General features: G+C 69.4%; 21 protein-coding genes. 8 read left to right on the forward strand and 13 right to left on the reverse strand.

Annotated features, from left to right (window positions below; all coding sequences use genetic code 11):
• Positions 1-95: 95 nt before the first annotated feature.
• From ACMT1E_RS00760 to ACMT1E_RS00770, 3 genes are all read right to left on the reverse strand, one after another.
• Positions 96-1,829: a hypothetical protein gene (locus tag ACMT1E_RS00760; RefSeq protein ID WP_414901590.1), complete on the reverse strand. Its 1,734-nt coding sequence runs from the start codon at positions 1,827-1,829 to the stop codon at positions 96-98.
• Between the two features lie 174 nt (positions 1,830-2,003).
• Positions 2,004-3,305, reverse strand: coding sequence for an O-acetylhomoserine aminocarboxypropyltransferase/cysteine synthase family protein (locus tag ACMT1E_RS00765; RefSeq protein WP_414901592.1), 1,302 nt, complete (start codon positions 3,303-3,305; stop codon positions 2,004-2,006).
• Positions 3,306-3,347: 42 nt separating this feature from the next.
• A complete protein-coding gene (locus ACMT1E_RS00770; RefSeq protein WP_414901593.1) occupies positions 3,348-3,632 on the reverse strand; it encodes a chorismate mutase in 285 nt (94 codons plus the stop codon).
• Between the two features lie 96 nt (positions 3,633-3,728).
• Here ACMT1E_RS00770 and ACMT1E_RS00775 point away from each other — a divergent pair, with 96 nt between their 5' ends.
• The 3 genes from ACMT1E_RS00775 to ACMT1E_RS00785 are packed head-to-tail and all read left to right on the forward strand — an operon-like array spanning position 3,729 to position 7,526.
• Entirely contained in the window at positions 3,729-4,742 is a 1,014-nt protein-coding gene (locus ACMT1E_RS00775; protein ID WP_414903482.1) for a polyprenyl synthetase family protein, read from the forward strand.
• Positions 4,739-7,189: an ATP-dependent helicase HrpB gene (gene hrpB / locus ACMT1E_RS00780; protein WP_414903483.1), complete on the forward strand. Its 2,451-nt coding sequence runs from the start codon at positions 4,739-4,741 to the stop codon at positions 7,187-7,189. The genes ACMT1E_RS00775 and hrpB overlap by 4 nt, the downstream gene beginning before the upstream one ends.
• Before the next feature lie 55 nt (positions 7,190-7,244).
• Positions 7,245-7,526 carry an ETC complex I subunit gene (locus tag ACMT1E_RS00785; RefSeq protein ID WP_414901594.1) on the forward strand — a complete coding sequence of 94 codons (282 nt, stop codon included), beginning with the start codon at positions 7,245-7,247 and terminating at the stop codon, positions 7,524-7,526.
• A 55-nt stretch (positions 7,527-7,581) separates the two neighbouring features.
• Here ACMT1E_RS00785 and ACMT1E_RS00790 read toward each other — a convergent pair whose 3' ends face one another.
• Genes ACMT1E_RS00790 through hisB form a run of 5 tightly spaced genes read right to left on the reverse strand, consistent with a single transcriptional unit; the run spans position 7,582 to position 10,617 of the window.
• Complete coding sequence (locus tag ACMT1E_RS00790; protein WP_414901595.1) at positions 7,582-7,914, reverse strand: phosphoribosyl-ATP diphosphatase; 333 nt, start codon at positions 7,912-7,914, stop codon at positions 7,582-7,584.
• Positions 7,908-8,678 (reverse strand): imidazole glycerol phosphate synthase subunit HisF, encoded by a 771-nt coding sequence (gene hisF, locus ACMT1E_RS00795; protein ID WP_414901596.1) that lies wholly within the window; start codon positions 8,676-8,678, stop codon positions 7,908-7,910. Before hisF ends, ACMT1E_RS00790 begins: the two co-directional genes overlap by 7 nt.
• A 10-nt stretch (positions 8,679-8,688) precedes the next feature.
• Positions 8,689-9,426, reverse strand: a complete 738-nt coding sequence (gene hisA / locus ACMT1E_RS00800) for a 1-(5-phosphoribosyl)-5-[(5-phosphoribosylamino)methylideneamino]imidazole-4-carboxamide isomerase (RefSeq protein ID WP_414901597.1) — start codon at positions 9,424-9,426, stop codon at positions 8,689-8,691.
• The gene (gene hisH, locus ACMT1E_RS00805; protein WP_414901598.1) at positions 9,423-10,028 is read right to left on the reverse strand and encodes an imidazole glycerol phosphate synthase subunit HisH; all 606 of its coding nucleotides are present in this window, start codon (positions 10,026-10,028) and stop codon (positions 9,423-9,425) included. The genes hisA and hisH overlap by 4 nt, the downstream gene beginning before the upstream one ends.
• Positions 10,021-10,617 (reverse strand): imidazoleglycerol-phosphate dehydratase HisB, encoded by a 597-nt coding sequence (gene hisB / locus ACMT1E_RS00810; protein WP_414901599.1) that lies wholly within the window; start codon positions 10,615-10,617, stop codon positions 10,021-10,023. Before hisB ends, hisH begins: the two co-directional genes overlap by 8 nt.
• 78 nt (positions 10,618-10,695) lie before the next feature.
• On the opposite strand from hisB, the gene ACMT1E_RS00815 reads away from it, so the two are divergent.
• The 5 genes from ACMT1E_RS00815 to ACMT1E_RS00835 all read left to right on the forward strand — a co-directional run bounded on the left by ACMT1E_RS00815 (position 10,696) and on the right by ACMT1E_RS00835 (position 14,305).
• The gene (locus ACMT1E_RS00815; RefSeq protein ID WP_414903485.1) at positions 10,696-11,178 is read left to right on the forward strand and encodes an SspB family protein; all 483 of its coding nucleotides are present in this window, start codon (positions 10,696-10,698) and stop codon (positions 11,176-11,178) included.
• A 79-nt stretch (positions 11,179-11,257) separates the two neighbouring features.
• Positions 11,258-12,643, forward strand: coding sequence for a class II fumarate hydratase (gene fumC / locus ACMT1E_RS00820; RefSeq protein WP_414901600.1), 1,386 nt, complete (start codon positions 11,258-11,260; stop codon positions 12,641-12,643).
• Positions 12,644-12,716: 73 nt separating this feature from the next.
• Entirely contained in the window at positions 12,717-12,935 is a 219-nt protein-coding gene (locus ACMT1E_RS00825; protein ID WP_414901601.1) for a hypothetical protein, read from the forward strand.
• Positions 12,936-13,064: 129 nt separating this feature from the next.
• Positions 13,065-13,697, forward strand: a complete 633-nt coding sequence (gmk, locus tag ACMT1E_RS00830; RefSeq protein ID WP_414903486.1) for a guanylate kinase — start codon at positions 13,065-13,067, stop codon at positions 13,695-13,697.
• A 32-nt stretch (positions 13,698-13,729) separates the two neighbouring features.
• The gene (locus ACMT1E_RS00835) at positions 13,730-14,305 is read left to right on the forward strand and encodes a hypothetical protein (protein WP_414901603.1); all 576 of its coding nucleotides are present in this window, start codon (positions 13,730-13,732) and stop codon (positions 14,303-14,305) included.
• On the opposite strand, the gene ACMT1E_RS00840 is transcribed toward ACMT1E_RS00835, so the two are convergent.
• Genes ACMT1E_RS00840 through crcB form a run of 5 tightly spaced genes read right to left on the reverse strand, consistent with a single transcriptional unit; the run spans position 14,288 to position 17,328 of the window.
• Entirely contained in the window at positions 14,288-14,968 is a 681-nt protein-coding gene (locus ACMT1E_RS00840) for an ATP12 family chaperone protein (RefSeq protein ID WP_414901604.1), read from the reverse strand. The genes ACMT1E_RS00835 and ACMT1E_RS00840 overlap by 18 nt on opposite strands.
• The gene (locus ACMT1E_RS00845; RefSeq protein ID WP_414901606.1) at positions 14,965-15,198 is read right to left on the reverse strand and encodes a hypothetical protein; all 234 of its coding nucleotides are present in this window, start codon (positions 15,196-15,198) and stop codon (positions 14,965-14,967) included. Before ACMT1E_RS00845 ends, ACMT1E_RS00840 begins: the two co-directional genes overlap by 4 nt.
• On the reverse strand, positions 15,195-15,866 hold the full coding sequence (locus tag ACMT1E_RS00850; protein ID WP_414901607.1) for an HAD-IA family hydrolase: 672 nt from the start codon (positions 15,864-15,866) through the stop codon (positions 15,195-15,197). Before ACMT1E_RS00850 ends, ACMT1E_RS00845 begins: the two co-directional genes overlap by 4 nt.
• A complete protein-coding gene (locus ACMT1E_RS00855; RefSeq protein ID WP_414901608.1) occupies positions 15,863-16,954 on the reverse strand; it encodes an RluA family pseudouridine synthase in 1,092 nt (363 codons plus the stop codon). The genes ACMT1E_RS00850 and ACMT1E_RS00855 overlap by 4 nt, the downstream gene beginning before the upstream one ends.
• Positions 16,951-17,328 (reverse strand): fluoride efflux transporter CrcB, encoded by a 378-nt coding sequence (gene crcB, locus ACMT1E_RS00860; RefSeq protein WP_414901609.1) that lies wholly within the window; start codon positions 17,326-17,328, stop codon positions 16,951-16,953. The genes ACMT1E_RS00855 and crcB overlap by 4 nt, the downstream gene beginning before the upstream one ends.
• Between the last annotated feature and the right edge of the window lie 116 nt (positions 17,329-17,444).

Consider the following 17,444-nt stretch of genomic DNA (forward strand, 5'->3'; position numbering starts at 1 on the left):
AAACGACCAAATATTTCCACCTAATCCGTCTAAAAATAACAGATGATTGACATAATATTGCGCGATCGGTGCCATGGCCCGCGCCGGCGCCGCTCTTAGCGGTAGCGCCAGCTTGTCAGGTCCGCGCCCGCCGGAGCGGCGGCCTCGATCCGCTTCAGGATCTTCGGCACGTACATCGTGTTGTAGCGCAGACGCGAAATAGCATTCGGCTGGTTCGGATCGCCGTTCCAGCAATGCTCCGCCCGGTCGCCATATTTGACCTCCCCGTCATAATGCGGGTTCTTGGTCGTCTTCAGGAACGCTTCGGTCAGGTAGACGGCGTTGTTCAGGTAAAAATTGTCCATATCGCCGGTGTAGATATGGACTTTGCCCTGGAGTTTCGGGCCAAGCGTCTGCCAGTCACGCTCCATGATATGGCGCAGGTCGTAATTCTCGCGCCAGTAGGCGGCGACCTCCTTGTCGATGACGCCGGTTGTCTTGTCCCAGATCGGTTTGGGGTAGCCGTCCTCGCCCATCGGCGAATAGACCGCGTCCCAGATGTCCCACTGCCCGCCCGAACGGCTTTTCGATCCGATGACCCGCTCGTAGCGATTCTCCATCTCGTTGGTCCAGTTGACGTGGCCGAGATAGTTGCGGTTGATCATCACCGGGACCCGGCCGAACGGGCCGGTTTTCCAGAACGCATTCTCGTCGTCATAGATGTTGACGACCTTGGTCTGGCGGAAGTCGATCGAATCCGGGCAGGATGCGAAGGCGCCGTTGAACTCGTCGGGATATTTGACCTGAACGGCCAGTGCTTCCCAGCCGCCGGTCGAGCCGCCATAGGTGAAGCGCGCCCAGCCCTGGCCCAGGCCCCGGAATTTCTTTTCCAACGCCGGGATGAATTCGTACATGATCGCATCGCCATACGGCCCGAGATTTTCGGAATTCACCGCATAGCTGTCATCGAAATACGGGTTCGAGTGGTCGATCTCGATGATCAGCATCCGCGGGTGGTCGGGCGAGATCCACTTCTGGTAGAAGTCGTAGGCTTCCTGCGCCTCGATCCGGTTGTAGCACGGCTCGCCGAACCGCGCGCTCGGCACGCACGCCTCGTTCGGATCGGGCGGCGTCGTCCGGAACCCGCCGAATTCCTTCGGGAAATGGCCGTGGAACACCACCAGCGGGTAACGCGCCTCCGGGTGCTTGTCGAAATCCCTGGGCACCAGCACATGCGCGTTGATGAACACGTCGCGGCCCCAGAATTTCGACAGGCTCGGGCTGCGGAACTTGAAGTAGCGGACGAATTCCGTGTCCTTCGGCTCGGCGATCGGCGGCAGCACCGTATCCAGCGTCACCTTGATCTCGCCGGATTTCGCCGGGTCGAAGGTGATCTGCATCGGCTTGCTGATGACGTTGCCCGGCTCCATCCGCCAGTTCTGCCCGGCGCCGCGCGCCGCGGGCAGCTTCACCGTCTTGCCGTTCGACAGGTTATACGTGTCGTATTTATGCAGAACCGCCTGAACGTAATACGTCCCGGCGGGCAACTGACCGAGGTCCTCGATCGGATAACCGGTGATGCCGGTGGTGATCGTCGCCGATTCACCGCCCTTGATGCCGTTCACGTCGACGCCGAACACCTGTGCGACATCCAGCCCGCGCGACGCCTGGAAACGCGGCTCCCGCTTCGCGTCCTTGCTGATGATCAGGATAACGCGGCCGTCATAGCTGGCCTGCGGCAGGCCGCGGCCAAGCTCGACACGGAACGTCTCGGCCTGGGCGGCGGTGGCGGTGATCGCGGTCAGCGCGATAGCGCCGCCGGTCAGAAGCGCGCGCAGGTAAGTCTTCATATTATCCCCCCCGAAGGTCTGGCGCGAACCCGCGCCGTTATCGCTGAAAGGATAGCGCGGCCCCGGTGGGATGACCACCGGTTTTGCGAACGTATGTGCGTTGCGCGAATTTTCTGGATGCATCCGGCTGGCCCGGCGCGGGCGCCGTCGCGCCCTGCCGGACCATGCCGCCGGTCAGCCGTTGCGCGCCGCCGCCATGCCGCGTTCCAGGTCGGCGATGATGTCGTCGCTATGCTCCAGCCCGACGGACAGGCGGACATAGCCGTCGGATGCGCCGGCGATCGCCCGTTCCTCCGCCGACAGTTGCGAATGGGTGGTCGACGCCGGGTGGATCGCCAGGCTGCGCGTGTCGCCGATATTGGCGACATGGTAGAATAGCTGCAGCGCGTCGATGAACCGCTTACCGGCCTCCAGCCCGCCTTTCAGCTCGAAACCGAGCAGCGCGCCAAGGCCGCCCGTCAGGATACGGTCGGCCCGTTCGCGCTGGACGCCGGTCTGCACCGACGGGTGGATGATCCGCGTCACCTGCGGCTGGCTCTTCAGATAATCGACGACCTTCAGCGCATTGGCGCAGTGGCGCGGCATGCGCAGCGGCAGCGTTTCGACGCCCTGCAGGATCTGGAAGGCGTTGAACGGCGACAGCGCCGCGCCCAGATCGCGCAGCAGCACGGTGCGCGCGCGCAGGATATAGGCGATCGGGCCGAGCGGCTTCGCCGCCTCCACCCACACCGCGCCGTGGTAGCTGGGGTCGGGTTGGTTCAGGTTCGGCTGGCGTTCCGGCACGGCGCTCCAGTCGAAATTGCCGCCGTCGACGATCATCCCGCCGATCGAGGTACCGTGGCCGCCAAGATATTTGGTCGTCGAATAGACGATGATCGCGGCACCGTGGTCGAACGGCCGGGCGAGCAGCGCCGCGCAGGTGTTGTCGACGACGAGCGGAATGCCGAGCGGCCGGCCGAGTGCGGCGATCTCGTCGATCGGACAGACCGACAGCTTCGGGTTGGGCAGCGTTTCCGTATACCAGGCGCGAGTGCGCTCGTCGCTGGCGCGGACAAAGGCTTCCGGGTCGGCCGGGTCGGCGAAGCGCACCTCGATCCCCATCGTCTTGAAGGTGTTGACGAACAGGTTCCACGTGCCGCCGTACAGGTCGGTGCCGGCGACGATGTTGTCGCCGGCGCTGGCAAGGTTCTGGATCGCGTAGGTCGACGCGGCCTGGCCGGACGCGACCGCCAGCGCCGCCGCGCCGCCCTCCAGCGCGGCGACGCGCTGTTCCAGCACGTCGGTCGTCGGGTTCATGATGCGGGTATAGATGTTGCCCATTTCCTCCAGCGCGAACAGCCGGGCGGCGTGGCCGGTGTCCTTGAACTGGAAAGAGGTGGTCTGGAAGATCGGCGGCGCCACCGCGCCGGTCGTCGGGTCCGCGCGCCAGCCGGCGTGCAGGGCCAGGGTTTCCGGGTGCAGGGGACGGTCGGTCATCATTCTCTCTCCAGGTTCGAACAGGGGGTGAGCGGCGACGGGCTAGCTTTCGTCGCGGATCCGCTCGTGGTGGTGGATCACCTCGTCGATGATGAAGCGCAGGAATTTCTCGGAGAATTCGGGGTCGAGGTGAGCCTCATGCGCCAAGCGGCGGAGCCGTTCGATCTGGCGTTGCTCGCGGCCGGGGTCGGCGGGCGGCAGGCCGTGCTCGGCCTTGTGGCGGCCGACGGCCTTGGTGATCTTGAACCGTTCGGCGAGCATGAACACCAGCGCGGCATCGATGTTGTCGATACTCTCCCGGTATTGCGTCAGCCAGTCGTCGGTCATCGCATTCCCCATCTTCGCGCCCGTTTCTAGGCGGTTGCGGTGTCGCTCCGGCGCTTGGCGCTTGCGCTTGGCGCCGGGGCGGGCCACATCGCCGCCATGACCGCGACCATCCACCAGATCGGCGCCCGGCGCCAACCGTCCCTTGACCCCATGGTCGCGCTGGTGGCGCACGAAATGAATGCGGTCAACAGCGTGATTCTTGACCGGATGAAATCGGACATTCCGCTGATCCCGGAACTGGCCGGCCATTTGATCGCCGGCGGTGGCAAGCGGATGCGGCCGATGCTGACCGTCGCCTGCGCGCGGCTGGTCGGCTATCTCGGCAACCGCCATCACCGGCTGGCGGCGGCGGTCGAGTTCATCCACACCGCGACGTTGCTCCACGACGATGTCGTCGACGGGTCCGACCTGCGGCGCGGGCGGCGGACGGCGAACATCATCTGGGGCAACCCGGCCAGCGTGCTGGTCGGCGATTTCCTGTTCAGCCGCTCGTTCGAGCTGATGGTCGAGGACGGCAGCCTGCGCGTTCTCCGCATCCTCTCCGGCGCCAGCGCGGTGATCGCCGAGGGCGAAGTCAACCAGTTGAGCGCCCAGCGCCGGGTCGACACCGGCGAGGAACAGTATCTGGCGATCATCGGCGCCAAGACCGCCGCGCTGTTCGCCGCCGCCTGCCGCATCGCCGCCGTCGTCGCCGAACGGCCGGAGGCGGAGGAGGAAGCGCTCGATTCCTACGGCCGCAATCTCGGCATCGCTTTCCAGCTGATCGATGACGCGATCGACTATGCGTCCGACGCGGAGACGATGGGCAAGGGCGTCGGCGACGATTTCCGCGACGGCAAGGTGACGCTGCCGGTCATTCTCGCCCACGCGCGCGGCGCCGATGCCGACAAGGCGTTCTGGCGCGACGCGATGATGGGGCACCGGATTTCCGACGCCGATCTCGCGCATGCGACCGGCCTGCTGCGTGCGACCGGGGCGCTAGACGACACGCTGGCGCGCGCGCGGGTTTACGGCCAGCGGGCGATCGACGCGCTCGGCCGCTTCCCCGACGGGCAGGCCAAGGCGGCGCTGGTCGAGGCGGTCGAATTCGCGGTGGCGCGGGCATACTGAGCGCGCTGCCGATCGCAGCGGTGCTGCCGGCCCTGCTCGCCGCATTGCGGCGGGGGCCGAATGCGGTGCTGGTCGCGCCGCCCGGTGCCGGCAAGACGACGGCCGTCGGCCCGGCGCTGCTCGCCGAGGACTGGTGCAGTGGGCAGGTGCTGCTGTTGTCGCCGCGCCGGCTGGCGGCGCGGGCGGCGGCGGAACGGATGGCGGCGCTCGCCGGCGAACCGGTCGGCCGGACGATCGGCTATGCGACGCGGATGGATTCGAAGCAGTCGGCGGCGACCCGGCTGCTGGTGCTGACCGAGGGGATTTTCCGCAACCGCATCCAGGCCGACCCGGAACTGGCCGGGGTGTCGGCGGTGCTGTTCGACGAAGTGCACGAACGCTCGCTCGACAGCGATTTCGGGCTGGCGCTGGCGCTCGACGCGCAGGCGGCACTGCGCCCGGACCTGCGGCTGCTGGCGATGTCTGCGACACTGGACGGTGCCCGCTTCTCCGCGCTGATGGACGGCGCGCCGGTGATCGAGAGCGCCGGGCGCAGCCATCCGCTGACCCTGCGCCATGTCGGTCGGGCGGCGGAGGCGCGGATCGAGGATGCGATGGCCGCCACGATTCGCCGTGCGCTGGTTGAGGAAGCGGGCGGGCTGCTCGCCTTCCTGCCCGGCGTGGCGGAAATCGAGCGGACGGCGGAGCGGCTGGACGGGCTGCCCACCGACGTCGTGCTCCACCGGCTGCACGGCTCGCTCGACCCGGCGGCGCAGCGCGCGGCGATCGCCCCGGCCGCGCCGGGGACGCGCAAGCTGGTGCTGGCGACGGCAATTGCCGAGACCAGCCTGACGCTCGACGGCGTGCGGGTTGTCATCGACAGTGGGCTGGCGCGGCGGCCGCGCTATGACCGGGCGGCCGGGCTGACCCGGCTGGTCACCGAGCGCGCCAGCCGCGCCGCCGTCACCCAGCGCGCCGGCCGCGCCGCGCGGCAGGCGCCGGGCGTCGCCTACCGGCTGTGGGAAGACGCGGCGACCGCCGGGCTGCCGCCCTATGATCCGCCCGAAATCGCCGAGGCCGACCTGTCGGCGCTGCTGCTCGATTGCGCGCTGTGGGGCGTCGCCGATCCGCGCACCCTGCGCTGGCTCGACCCGCCCGGCGCGGCGGCGCTGGACGAGGCGCGGCACCGGCTGGCGGCGCTTGGCGCGCTGGACGAGTCCGGGCGGCCGACCGCGCATGGCCGGGCGATCGCGGCGCTGCCCCTGCCACCGCGCCTGGCCCATATGCTGATCGCCGGTGGCGCGCGCGGCTGGGGGCGGGCGGCGGCAGTGGTCGCCGTGCTGTTGTCCGAACGCGGGCTTGGCGGCAATGACGCCGATCTGGAACTGCGCGCCCGGCGCTGGACAAGCGAGCGCGGTTCGCGCGCAGAGGCGGGGCGGCGGCTGGCGGAACGCTGGCGCCGGCTGGCCGGGGCTGATGACGACGGCAGCGGAGACATCGGCGCCTGCATCGCCCTCGGCTTTCCCGATCGCGTGGCCAGACGGCGCGGCGCGGACGGGGCCGACTGGATCAGCGTCGGCGGGCGCGGCTTCCGCCTCGACCCGGCTTCCCCGCTGGCGCGGGCGGAATGGCTGGCGGTCGCCGAAACCCAGGGCACCGCCGCCGGCGCCCGCATCCTGGCGGCGGCGGCCATCGATTATGCAACGGTCGAGGTGCTGTTCGGCGAGCGGATCGAAACGATACGCAGCGTCGCTTTCGACCCGGCGACCGGCGGTGCCTCGGCCAGCCGCGTTCGCCGACTGGGCGCGATCGTGCTGGCGCGGGGGCCGGATGACCGCGTGGAACCGGAGGCGATCGCGGCGGCGCTGCTCGCCGGGGTGCGCGCCGGCAGCCTTGCCCTGCTGCCATGGGACGGGCCGGCCGCCGCGCTGCTCGCGCGGGCGCGCTTTGCCGCCGCGCACAGTGCCGGGCTGCCCGACCTGTCCGACGCCGTGCTGGCCGATACGCTCGATGCCTGGCTGCCGCCGCTGCTCGCCGGCCGGCGGCGACTGGGCGACATCCCGGCGGAGGCGCTGGCGGCGGCGGTCGCCGGCCTTCTCGACTGGGACGGGCAGCGGCTGCTCGATCGCTTCGCACCGGCGCGGCTGGAAACGCCGGCGGGCAGCAGTCATGCGATCGACTATGCGGCGGAAGGCGGACCGAAGGTGGAGGTGCGGGTGCAGGCGTTGTTCGGCCTCGCCGTCCATCCCACGGTAGCGGACGGGCGGGTGCCGCTGGTCCTCAGTCTGACTTCGCCGGCGGGCCGGCCGATCCAGACGACGCGCGACCTGCCGGGTTTCTGGGCGGGGAGCTGGGCGGCGGTGGCGAAGGAGATGCGCGGCCGCTACCCCCGACACCCCTGGCCGGACGACCCGGCGGCGACCGCGCCGACGTTGCGCACCAAGAAGGCGGACGCCCGCCGGCGCTGACCGGCTTGCCAGCGCCTATCGGTCGCCGGTATGGGCGGCGGAACAGGAGCATGGCATGGCGACGGCGCGAATCTACCAGCGGATGAAGAATGCGATGCAGTCGGGGCGGGCACGCACCGACCTTTGGATGCTGGAATATGAACCGGCGGAGGCCAAGCAGCCGGACCCGCTGACCGGCTGGGCCGGATCGGGCGACACCCGCCAGCAGCTCCGCCTTGGTTTCCCGACGCTGGAAGCGGCGACCGCCTATGCGGAGCGCGAAGGCATTGCCTATCATGTCGTACCGGCGCCGGAGCGGGTGCTGAAGCTGCAAGCCTACGCGGATAATTTCCGCTAGGCCCAGTCTGGCGGAATGAAACCGGCGTGCATATGCCTCGCCGCCGGCGTGCCGATCAGCTTTCGCTGGCGCGCGCCGCCTTTTCCGTCAGCCCGGATACCCCGTCGCGGCGATCCAGCTCGGCCAGCACATCGGCCAGCGACACGTCCATGTCGGCCAGCAATACGGTCAGGTGGAACAGCAGGTCGGCGGCTTCCGATATGGTGCCGCGGCGGTCGTCTGCGGTGGCGGCGATCACCGTTTCCACCGCTTCCTCGCCCAGCTTCTGCGCCATCCGCCGCCGCCCGCCGGCGGTGAGCTTCGCGACGTAGGAACTGGCCGGGTCGGCGTCGCGCCGGGCGCGGATTGTTGCTTCGAGGCGGGAGAGCGTGTCCATCGGCGTCACCATCCCAGCGGCTTTCGCACCGGCAGTCCCGCCGCCGCAAGCGCGGCGTGCGCATCGGCGATGCTGATCTGGCCGAAATGGAAGACGGACGCGGCGAGCACCGCGCTAGCGTGGCCTTCCGCCACCCCGGCGACAAGGTCTGACACCTGGCCGACCCCACCGCTGGCGATCACCGGCACCGGCACCGAATCAGCGATCAGCCGGGTCAGCGACAGATCATAGCCGTCGCGGGTGCCGTCGCGGTCGATCGCGGTGACCAGCAATTCTCCCGCGCCCAGCTCGGCCAGGCGCACGGCATGGGCGACGGCGTCGACCCCGGTCGCCCGCCGACCGCCATGGGTGCACACTTCCCAGCCCTCGTCGACCCGCCGGGCGTCGACCGAGGCGACCACGCATTGCGCGCCGAACCGGTCGGCTAGCTCGGCAACCAGTTCCGGTCGGGCGACCGCCGCCGAATTGACCGCGACCTTGTCCGCCCCGGCAAGCAGCAGCGCGCGCGCATCCTCCACCGACCAGACGCCGCCGCCGACGGTCAGCGGCATGAAACAGACTTCGGCGGTGCGGCGGACGACGTCGATCATCGTTCCGCGCTGCTCGTGGCTGGCGGTGATGTCGAGGAAGCACAGCTCGTCCGCCCCGGCCGCGTCATAGGCGCGCGCCTGCTCGACCGGGTCGCCGGCATCGGCAAGGTCGACGAAGTTGACGCCCTTGACGACGCGCCCGCCGGCGACGTCGAGGCAGGGGATGACGCGGATGCGGACGCTCATCGACCGGTCCTCATGGTGCTGCCGTCGCAATGGCGAGCGCGGTGGCCAGGTCCAGCCGCCCGTCATACAGGGCGCGGCCGGTTATCACGCCTTCGACGCCCTCCTTCGCGTACCAGCTGAGCGCGCGGATATCGCCGATGCCCTTGACCCCGCCGCTGGCGATCACCGGGATGCGGACGGCGCGGGCGAGGTCGACGGTCGCCTCGACATTGCAGCCTTTCAGCAGCCCGTCGCGCCCGACATCGGTGAACAGCAGCGCGGCGACGCCGGCATCCTCGAACCGGTGGGCGAGGTCGACGACCGGCACGTCGGATACGTCGGCCCAGCCGCGGGTCGCGACCATGCCGCCGCGCGCGTCGACCGCGACGACGATGCCGCCGGGGAAATCGCGCGCCGCGGCGCGGACGAAATCCGGGTCGTCGAGCGCGGCGGTGCCGATGACGATGCGCGCGACGCCAAGGCCGAACCAGCGTTCCACCGCCGCCCGGTCGCGGATGCCGCCACCCAACTGGACATGGCCGGGAAAGCGTTCGACGATCGCCTGCACCGCCTCGGCATTGACCGCCTGACCGGCGAAGGCGCCGTCAAGGTCGACGACGTGCAGATGCGCCGCCCCCGCTTCAGCGAACAGCAGCGCCTGCGCCGCCGGATCGTCGCCATAAATGGTGGCGCGGTCCATATCGCCTTCGGCAAGGCGGACGACCTGTCCACCCTTCAGGTCGATGGCGGGAAAGACGATCAGGCTCATGGCCGCCACGCCAGAAAGCGTTCGAGCAGCGCGATGCCGTAGCGCTGGCTCTTTTCCGGGTGGAACTGCACGCCGGCCAGATTGTCGCGGCCGATCGCGGCGACCACCGGACCGCCATGATCGCTGGTCGCCAGCACATCGGCGCCGGTGAATGCATAACCGTGGAGGAAATACGCCTCGCCGGCGTGGATCAGCGGGTGATCGCCCACTGGCACTACGTCGTTCCAGCCCATGTGCGGCACCTTGACGCCGTTGCCGTCCAGCGCCGCCACCTGTCCGTCGATCCAGCCCAGACCTGCCGTCTCGCCATGTTCCAGCCCGGCCTTCGCCATCAATTGCATGCCGACGCAGATGCCGAGGAACGGCCGGCCGCCGTCCAGCACCGCCGCGTCCAGCGCCGCGACCATGCCGTCGATCGCGCGCAGCCCGGCCATGCAGGCGGCAAAGGCGCCGACACCGGGCAGGACGATCCGGTCGGCGGCGGCGACGACCGCCGGGTCGGCGGTGACGACGACATCGCCGGCGCCCGCCGCCTTCAGCGCATTATGGACGGAATGCAGGTTGCCCGCGCCATAATCGATCAGCGCGACCCGATCAGCCACCGCCAAGCGTGCCCTTGGTCGACGGGATCGCGTCGGCCTTGCGCGGGTCGATCTCGACCGCCTGGCGCAGGGCACGGGCCAGCGCCTTGAACGCGCTTTCGGCGATATGGTGGTTGTTCTGGCCGTACAGCGTCTCGACGTGCAGGGTGATTCCCGCCGCGCTGGCGAAACTGTGGAACCAGTGCTCGAACAGCTCGGTGTCCATCTCGCCCAGCCGTGGCTGGCTGAACCCCGATTTCCACACCAGGAACGGCCGGCCGGAAATGTCGATCGCGGCACGGGTCAGCGTTTCGTCCATCGGCGCGTAAGCGTGGCCGTAGCGGGTGATGCCGCGCCGGTCGCCCAACGCCTGCGACACCGCCTCGCCGATCGCGATGGCGCTGTCCTCGACGGTGTGATGCTGGTCGACATGCAGGTCGCCCTGCACCTCCAGCGTGATGTCGATCAGCGAATGGCGTGACAACTGCTCGATCATATGGTCGAGGAAACCGATGCCGGTCGCCACCTGGTAGCTGCCGGTGCCGTCGAGGGCGACGGCGACGCGGATCGCCGTTTCCTTCGTCTTGCGATGAATCGAGCCGTTGCGCATGGCGGACGCCTATAGCGATGCGGCGGGGCGGTGCAACGCGTCTTGACCATCGGCGCGCGCGCGTTCACCACGGCGGCGATGAACGACAAGACACCCGACAGCCTGATTCCCTATGACGAGATCGTGCAGGAGGCCCTGCGCGCCGTCGTCGGGCGCGTGCTGGGCGAGGTCGAGAAAACGGGTGGTCTGCCGGGCGAGCACCATTTCTATATAACCTTCAAGACCGGCGCCGTCGGCGTCGACATTCCGAAACACCTGACCGAACGTTTCCCGGACGAAATGACCATCGTCCTCCAGAACAAGTTCTGGGATCTGAATGTTCAGCCGGACGGCTTTTCGGTCGGGTTGAGCTTCAACCAGTTGCCGGCGAAGCTGGTCATTCCGTTCGCGGCGGTGACCGGTTTCGTCGATCCGGCGGTCGATTTCGCCTTGCAGTTCCAGGCGCAGGGCGATGGCGATGGCCCGGAACCGCACGATGAAGCGGAGAATGACGGGCCTGTCGCAACGCCGGTGGAAGACGGGTCGAACGTTGTCACCGTCGATTTTGGCCGCAAGAAATAATCCGCCTTCGGGCTTGACCCGCGCGCGCCAACGCCGTTGAGGCATGGGCCAGCACTGGCCCACCCAACGGAGTTGCAGGATGAACACCCGTACCGAAACCGACAGCATTGGCGCGATCGAGGTCCCGGCCGACGCCTATTGGGGCGCGCAGACCCAGCGGTCGGTGGAAAATTTCCCGTTCGGTGCGGAAGAACGGATGCCGATCGGCATCGTCCACGCGCTGGCGCTGGTCAAGCAGGCGGCGGCGCGGGTTAACCGCAGCCACGGGCTTGACGCAAAGCTGGCCGAGGCGATCGACGCGGCGGCGGCGGAAGTCGTCGCCGGCAAGCTCGACGACCAGTTCCCGCTGGTCATCTGGCAGACCGGCAGCGGTACCCAGTCGAACATGAACGCCAACGAGGTGATCGCCGGTCGTGCCAACGAGGTGCTGAGCGGCCAGCGCGGCGGCAAGACCCCGGTTCACCCGAATGACCATGTAAATCAGGGCCAGTCGTCGAACGACAGCTTCCCGACCGCGATGCATGTCGCGGCGGCGCGCGCCGTTGCCGATCAGTTGCTGCCGGCACTGGCGACGCTGCATGCCAGCCTCGACGGCCATGCCCGCGACTGGGACGACATCGTCAAGATCGGCCGCACCCACCTGCAGGATGCGACGCCGCTGACGCTGGGTCAGGAATTTTCGGGCTATGCCGCGCAGGTCGCCGCCTGCATCGAGCGGGTCGAGGCGGTTCGCCCGCGCCTGCACCAGCTGGCGCAGGGCGGCACCGCCGTCGGCACCGGCCTCAATGCCGCGCCCGGCTTTGCCGAGGGCGTCGCGGCGGAACTGGGCCGGCTGACCGGCCTGCCCTTCGTCAGTGCGCCGAACAAGTTCGCCGAGCTGGCGGCGCACGACACGCTGGTCGAGCTGGCCGGGGTGCTGACCGTCGTCGCCGTCGCCTTCACCAAGATCGCCAACGACATTCGCCTGCTTGGCAGTGGCCCGCGCTGCGGCCTGGGTGAGCTTGACCTGCCGGCCAACGAGCCGGGCAGCTCGATCATGCCGGGCAAGGTCAACCCGACCCAGTGCGAGATGCTGACGATGGTCGCCGCGCAGGTGATCGGCAATGGCCAGGCGGTGACGGTCGGCGGCCTGCAGGGCCATATGGAACTGAACGTGTTCAAGCCGCTGATCGGCGCCAATGTGCTGCGCTCGATCGCCCTGCTCAGCATCGGCGCGGAAAGCTTCACCGAACGTACCCTCGCCGGGCTAAAGCCCAACCGCGCGCGGATCACCGAACTGCTCGGCCGCTCGCTGATGCTGGTGACGGCGCTGGCACCGGAAATCGGTTATGACAATGCGGCGAAGATCGCCAAGCACGCCCATCTCGAAGGCCTGACGCTGAAGGAGGCGGGCCTTGCGCTCGGCCTGATCGATGCCGAGACGTTCGACCGGGTGGTGCGGCCGGAGGCGATGCTCGGTCGCTGACCGGCGCGACGGCGCCGACCGGTCGGGAACCTTTGCCGCCGTGCCGCGCTATGGGCGGGATGGGGAGGATTGCATGATCGGCAAGGTTATCGGTGCTCTGGTTGGCCGACAGATCGACCGGCGGGATGGCAAAGGCGGCGTGAAGGGCGCTGTGCTCGGCGCCGCCGTTGCCGGCGGGCTGCGGCGGTTCGGTCCGCTTGGCCTGGTGATCGGCGGCGCCTATGTGGCGAAGAAGCTCTACGATCGCAGTCGTGCCGACGGGGCCGCGCCGGAACCGCCGGAGGCGCCCTGATTGTTCGACATGCCATGCGGTGATTGACGGCGCGGCTTCGCCACGGCACTAGCGGCCATGGCCGAACCGTTCCCGCCCAAGGCCCCGCCGGCCGACCGTTCCGATCCGTTCAAGTTCAAGCGACGGGGGATGCTGTTCGTCATCTCCTCGCCGTCCGGCGCCGGCAAGTCGACCGTGTCGCGCAAGCTGCTCGCCGCCGACACCGGCCTGGAGATGTCGGTTTCGGTGACGACGCGGCCGATACGGCCCGGCGAGGTCGACGGCGTCGACTATCATTTCGTCGACCTGGCGCGGTTCCGCGAGATGGTGACCGCCGGCGAATTCCTGGAATGGGCGCACGTCTTCGGCCACCGTTACGGCACGCCGCGCGCGCCGGTGGAGGCGATGCTGGCCGCCGGCCGCGACATCCTGTTCGACATCGACTGGCAGGGCGCGCAGCAGCTACACCAGCTCGCCGGCGGCGACGTGGTCCGCGTGTTCATTTTCCCGCCGTCGATGGAGGAGCTGGAACGCCGCCTGCGCAGCCGCGCCACCGATTCGGAAGAGGTGATCGCCGCCCGCATGGCCCGTGCCACGACCGAGGTCGGCCACTGGGACGGCTATGACTATGTGCTGGTCAACCAGGACGCCGACGTCTGTTTCGGCGCGCTGAAGACCATCCTTGACGCCGAACGCCACCGGCGCAGCCGCCAGACCGGGCTGATCGGCTTTGTCCGCAGCCTGACCCGCGACCCGATTGTGCAGGGAACCGGTCCGGCCTAGCCTCCGTTGTCGCACGACAGGGAGGAACCCCCATGCCAAAGCTAGTGCTCGGCGCGGTCGCCGCCGCGATCGCCATGTTCATCACCGGCTTCATCTTCTTCGCCACGCCGCTGGGCCAGATCGCCTACGGGTCGGCGACCGAGGCGCAACAGGCGGCGGTGCAGAACGCGCTGGCCGCAAACCTGTCCGGCACCGCCACCTATGTCGTGCCGTCGCCCGACACGCCGGCGACAACCGTGCTGTTCGGCAAGGGGCCGGTGGCGACCGTCCATTACAACAGCGCCGGGTTCAGCGTCGCGTCGCCGGACGCGCTGATCGCCGGCTTGGTCCTCGACCTGATCGTCGCGCTGCTGATCGGCCTCGCCCTCTACGGTGTTGCCGGGCGGGTGACGCAGTTCGTCGATCGCGTTCGTCTGCTGGTGCTGTTCTCGGTCGCGGCGCTGCTGATCGGCCTGGTCAGCGATTCGGTCTGGCTGCACGTCGACTGGGTCTACACGCTCTATGCGTTCGTCGGGTCGCTGGCGATGCTGGTGGTTGGCGGGCTGGTCATCATCCGCTGGTTCCTGCCGGCGGCAGCGGTGGCGGCGGCTTCAGCCGAGCAGGTGTAGAAAGCGTGCCGCCGCGTCGAAATCGGCGCGGCGTGCGGCGCGGGCGGCGGTGGCGAGCGCGTCCTCGCCCCACTGCGCTTCCTGCCACAATTCGTCATGGTGGACGGCCTGCCAGACGGCGTCGGCGTCGAACGCGCGTTCGGCGAGCGCCAGTGCCGCGACCAGCGACCCGCCGATCGTGACCAGCGGCGACAGCGCCGCCAGCGCGAACGGGTCGTGCGCGGTCAGCGCCTGGGTCAGCCGCGCGACCGTGGCTTGCGGCTGCGGCCGGTGAAGGATGCCGGCGACGGTTTCGACATGCGCGTCATAACGCTGCCGTGCCCAGGCGAGCAGCGGGTCCCACGCCGCCGCCTGCGCCGCGACCAGCGCCGCCGGATGTTCGGCGCGATAGGCGAGCAGGTCGGTTTCGGCATAGGCGGCGAGCGGAACGGCGAAGGCGGTCGGGTCCGGCGCGACGATGTCGATCGCGGCGTTGGCCAGGCCGGTCAGCGGCATCGCGCGCGGATCGAGCGTATCGCCGACCGCGTTCCACTCGGCCGCGACCGCATCGGCCAGCGCCGCGGTCGGCAGGGTGAGTGCCCGCCCACCCGGCGTCCGCACCGGCCGCCCGTCAAGCGCGAGCGCGCCGTCGGTCACCGTCGCCTGTTTCCAGAATCGCTTCACGGCCGCGGCGGCGTCCGCCATCGCCGGGCAAGCAGGCGCGGGAACAGTACCATGTCGAGCAGGCCGGCGCCGATCAGCGCATAGCCGGCCACCGCCGGCAGGCTCTCGACCCGGCCGGATGTGACGACGATGCCGATCAGCACCAGAACCGCCCCGCTCAGCCGGACCAGCGACAGCGCGAAATAGCGGGTGCGCGCCTGCGCGTCCCTGTCCCTGTTGTCCCCGGTCATGCCAGCGTCTCCAGATGGGGCGGCAGCGCGCCGGCGCTGGACACCACCAGCCCCGCGCCGGCCGCGATCAATTCCGCCGCGTCGTGATAGCCCCAGTCGACACCGACGGCATGGGCGCCGGCCGCCTTCGCCATCAGCATGTCGAAGCTGGTGTCGCCGATCATCACCGTCGTCTCCGGGCTGGCGCCCGCCTCCGCCATCGCCAGCGCGGCCATCGCCGGGTGCGGCTTCGACGGGTGGCGATCGGCGGTCTGCAGGGTGACGAAGGCGCTGGCAAGGCCATGATGCTCCAGGCACAGCTTCAGCCCGCGATCCGACTTGCCGGTGGCGACGCCGAGCAGCCATCCGGCATCGGCCAGCGCGGTCAGCACCTCCGCGATGCCGTCGAACAGCGGCTCCTCGACCAGCCCGTCATGGCGCAGGCCCTGGAACACCCGCTTGTAGTCGGCGGCCAGCTTCACGTGCAGCGCATCCTCGCCGTCGGGGACCAGCGCCCGCATCGCCTCGACCAGATTCAGGCCGACGATGCGGCGGATCGCGGCGCGGTCGGGCGCGGCAAGGGCAAACCCGTCGAACGTCTGCTCCATTGCCCGGCAGATATTGGCCTGGCTGTCGACCAGCGTGCCGTCGCAGTCGAACAGCGCCAGCCGGTTCGGGCCGCCGCTCATGCCGGCGTGCGCCCGCGCCCGCGCCGTTCGCCCTTGCGCTCCTTGCGGCGGGCCTTGGCGGCGGCGCTCGCCGCCTTGCGCTTGCCCTCCGGCGTTTCGGAGAATTTGATCTCGTCGATCGGCAGGTCGCCCAGATGCGGGTCGAAGCCGAGATGGGCGACGCTGTCGGCGAAATGCTGCGGCGGTTCGGCGGTGACGTCGACGCGGCCGCCGTCGGGGTGGTCGATGCGGATGCGGCGGGCGTGCAGGTGCATCTTGCGGCTGATCCCGCCGGTCAGGAACGCATCCTGCCCGCCATATTTGCCGTCGCCGACGATCGGGTGGCCGATTGCCGCCATGTGGACGCGCAACTGGTGGGTGCGGCCGGTGAACGGTTGCAGCTCGACCCAGGCGGCGCGGTTGCCGGCGCGCTCGATCACCCGGTAGCGGGTCCGCGCCGGGCTGCCCGCCTTTTCGTCGACATGCATCTTCTCGCCGCCGGTGCCCGGCTGCTTGGCTAGCGGCAGTTCGACCATGCCGTCCTCGATAGACGGCACGCCGACGATCAGCGCCCAATAGACCTTGCGCGCGGTGCGGCCGGAAAAGCTCTTGGCGAAAAAGGCGGCGGCGCGGGCGCTGCGCGCCAGCAGCAGCGCGCCGGACGTGTCCTTGTCGAGCCGGTGGACCAGCTTCGGCCGGTCGTCGCGCTCGAAGGCGAGCGCGTCGAGCAGGCCGTCGACATGGTCGTGGGTCTTGGTGCCGCCCTGCGTCGCCAGGCCCGGCGGCTTGTTGATGACGATCGCCTGCGCGTCGCGGTGGATCACCATGTCCTGGGCATAGGCGATCTGGTCGGGGCTGAGCGGCGCTCGTTCGCGCTTCGGCCGGGCCTTCGCCTCCGGCTTCGGCTCGGCGGGGGGCACGCGCAGCACCTGCCCCGTCTCGATCCGGTCGCCGGGGGTGGCGCGCTTGCCGTCTACGCGCAACTGGCCGGTCCGCGCCCAGCGCGACACCTGCGCGAAGCCGACGTCGGGCAGGTGGCGCTTGAACCAGCGGTCGAGCCGGATGCCGTCGTCGTCGGGCGCGACGGTGAACTGGCGAACCTCGTTCATGCCACCGCCCGGGCCAGCGCCAGCCCGGCGAACAGCGCGGCGACCGCGCCGATCACCGACACCGCGACATAGCCGGCGGCGGCAAACAGCGCGCCGCGCTCGATCATCAGCGCGGTTTCCAGACTGAAGGCGGAAAAGGTGGTGAAGCCGCCGAGGATGCCGACGCCGACGAACAGGCGCCACGCCTCTCCGCTGCCGCTCAGCCGGCCGAGCAGCCCGGCGAGCAGGCCCATCGCCAGTCCGCCGATCAGGTTGGCGAACAGCGTCCCCCACGGATAGTTGGGGCCGAGCAGCAGCATCGACCCGCGGCCGAGCTGATAGCGCAGCAGCGCGCCGATCGCGCCGCCGACCATGACCAGAAACGATGCGTTCATGCCCCGCCTTAGCCGGGCACGGGGCGTTGGAAAAGGCTCAGCGGCCGTTGTTGACGACCAGGTCGGCATCGCCGCCGCCGGTGCGCGGGCTGACGATAAGGTAATAGGCGTCGTCG

Origin of the sequence: Sphingomonas flavalba (assembly GCF_047553045.1) — a bacterium.
Taxonomy (GTDB): domain Bacteria; phylum Pseudomonadota; class Alphaproteobacteria; order Sphingomonadales; family Sphingomonadaceae; genus Sphingomonas_L; species Sphingomonas_L flavalba_A.

Bases quoted from the DNA above. Each gene is read 5' to 3' on its own strand.
- ACMT1E_RS00845 (WP_414901606.1), bottom strand. From the start codon at position 15,198: ATGACCGGGGACAACAGGGACAGGGACGCGCAGGCGCGCACCCGCTAT.
- ACMT1E_RS00850 (WP_414901607.1), bottom strand. From the start codon at position 15,866: ATGAGCGGCGGCCCGAACCGGCTGGCGCTGTTCGACTGCGACGGCACG.
- ACMT1E_RS00825 (WP_414901601.1), top strand. From the start codon at position 12,717: ATGATCGGCAAGGTTATCGGTGCTCTGGTTGGCCGACAGATCGACCGG.
- ACMT1E_RS00785 (WP_414901594.1), top strand. From the start codon at position 7,245: ATGGCGACGGCGCGAATCTACCAGCGGATGAAGAATGCGATGCAGTCG.
- fumC (WP_414901600.1), top strand. From the start codon at position 11,258: ATGAACACCCGTACCGAAACCGACAGCATTGGCGCGATCGAGGTCCCG.
- ACMT1E_RS00760 (WP_414901590.1), bottom strand. From the start codon at position 1,829: ATGAAGACTTACCTGCGCGCGCTTCTGACCGGCGGCGCTATCGCGCTG.
- ACMT1E_RS00775 (WP_414903482.1), top strand. From the start codon at position 3,729: ATGACCGCGACCATCCACCAGATCGGCGCCCGGCGCCAACCGTCCCTT.
- gmk (WP_414903486.1), top strand. From the start codon at position 13,065: ATGCTGTTCGTCATCTCCTCGCCGTCCGGCGCCGGCAAGTCGACCGTG.
- crcB (WP_414901609.1), bottom strand. From the start codon at position 17,328: ATGAACGCATCGTTTCTGGTCATGGTCGGCGGCGCGATCGGCGCGCTG.
- ACMT1E_RS00815 (WP_414903485.1), top strand. From the start codon at position 10,696: ATGAACGACAAGACACCCGACAGCCTGATTCCCTATGACGAGATCGTG.
- ACMT1E_RS00765 (WP_414901592.1), bottom strand. From the start codon at position 3,305: ATGACCGACCGTCCCCTGCACCCGGAAACCCTGGCCCTGCACGCCGGC.
- ACMT1E_RS00790 (WP_414901595.1), bottom strand. From the start codon at position 7,914: ATGGTGACGCCGATGGACACGCTCTCCCGCCTCGAAGCAACAATCCGC.
- ACMT1E_RS00835 (WP_414901603.1), top strand. From the start codon at position 13,730: ATGCCAAAGCTAGTGCTCGGCGCGGTCGCCGCCGCGATCGCCATGTTC.
- hisA (WP_414901597.1), bottom strand. From the start codon at position 9,426: ATGAGCCTGATCGTCTTTCCCGCCATCGACCTGAAGGGTGGACAGGTC.
- ACMT1E_RS00770 (WP_414901593.1), bottom strand. From the start codon at position 3,632: ATGACCGACGACTGGCTGACGCAATACCGGGAGAGTATCGACAACATC.
- hisB (WP_414901599.1), bottom strand. From the start codon at position 10,617: ATGCGCAACGGCTCGATTCATCGCAAGACGAAGGAAACGGCGATCCGC.
- hisF (WP_414901596.1), bottom strand. From the start codon at position 8,678: ATGAGCGTCCGCATCCGCGTCATCCCCTGCCTCGACGTCGCCGGCGGG.
- ACMT1E_RS00855 (WP_414901608.1), bottom strand. From the start codon at position 16,954: ATGAACGAGGTTCGCCAGTTCACCGTCGCGCCCGACGACGACGGCATC.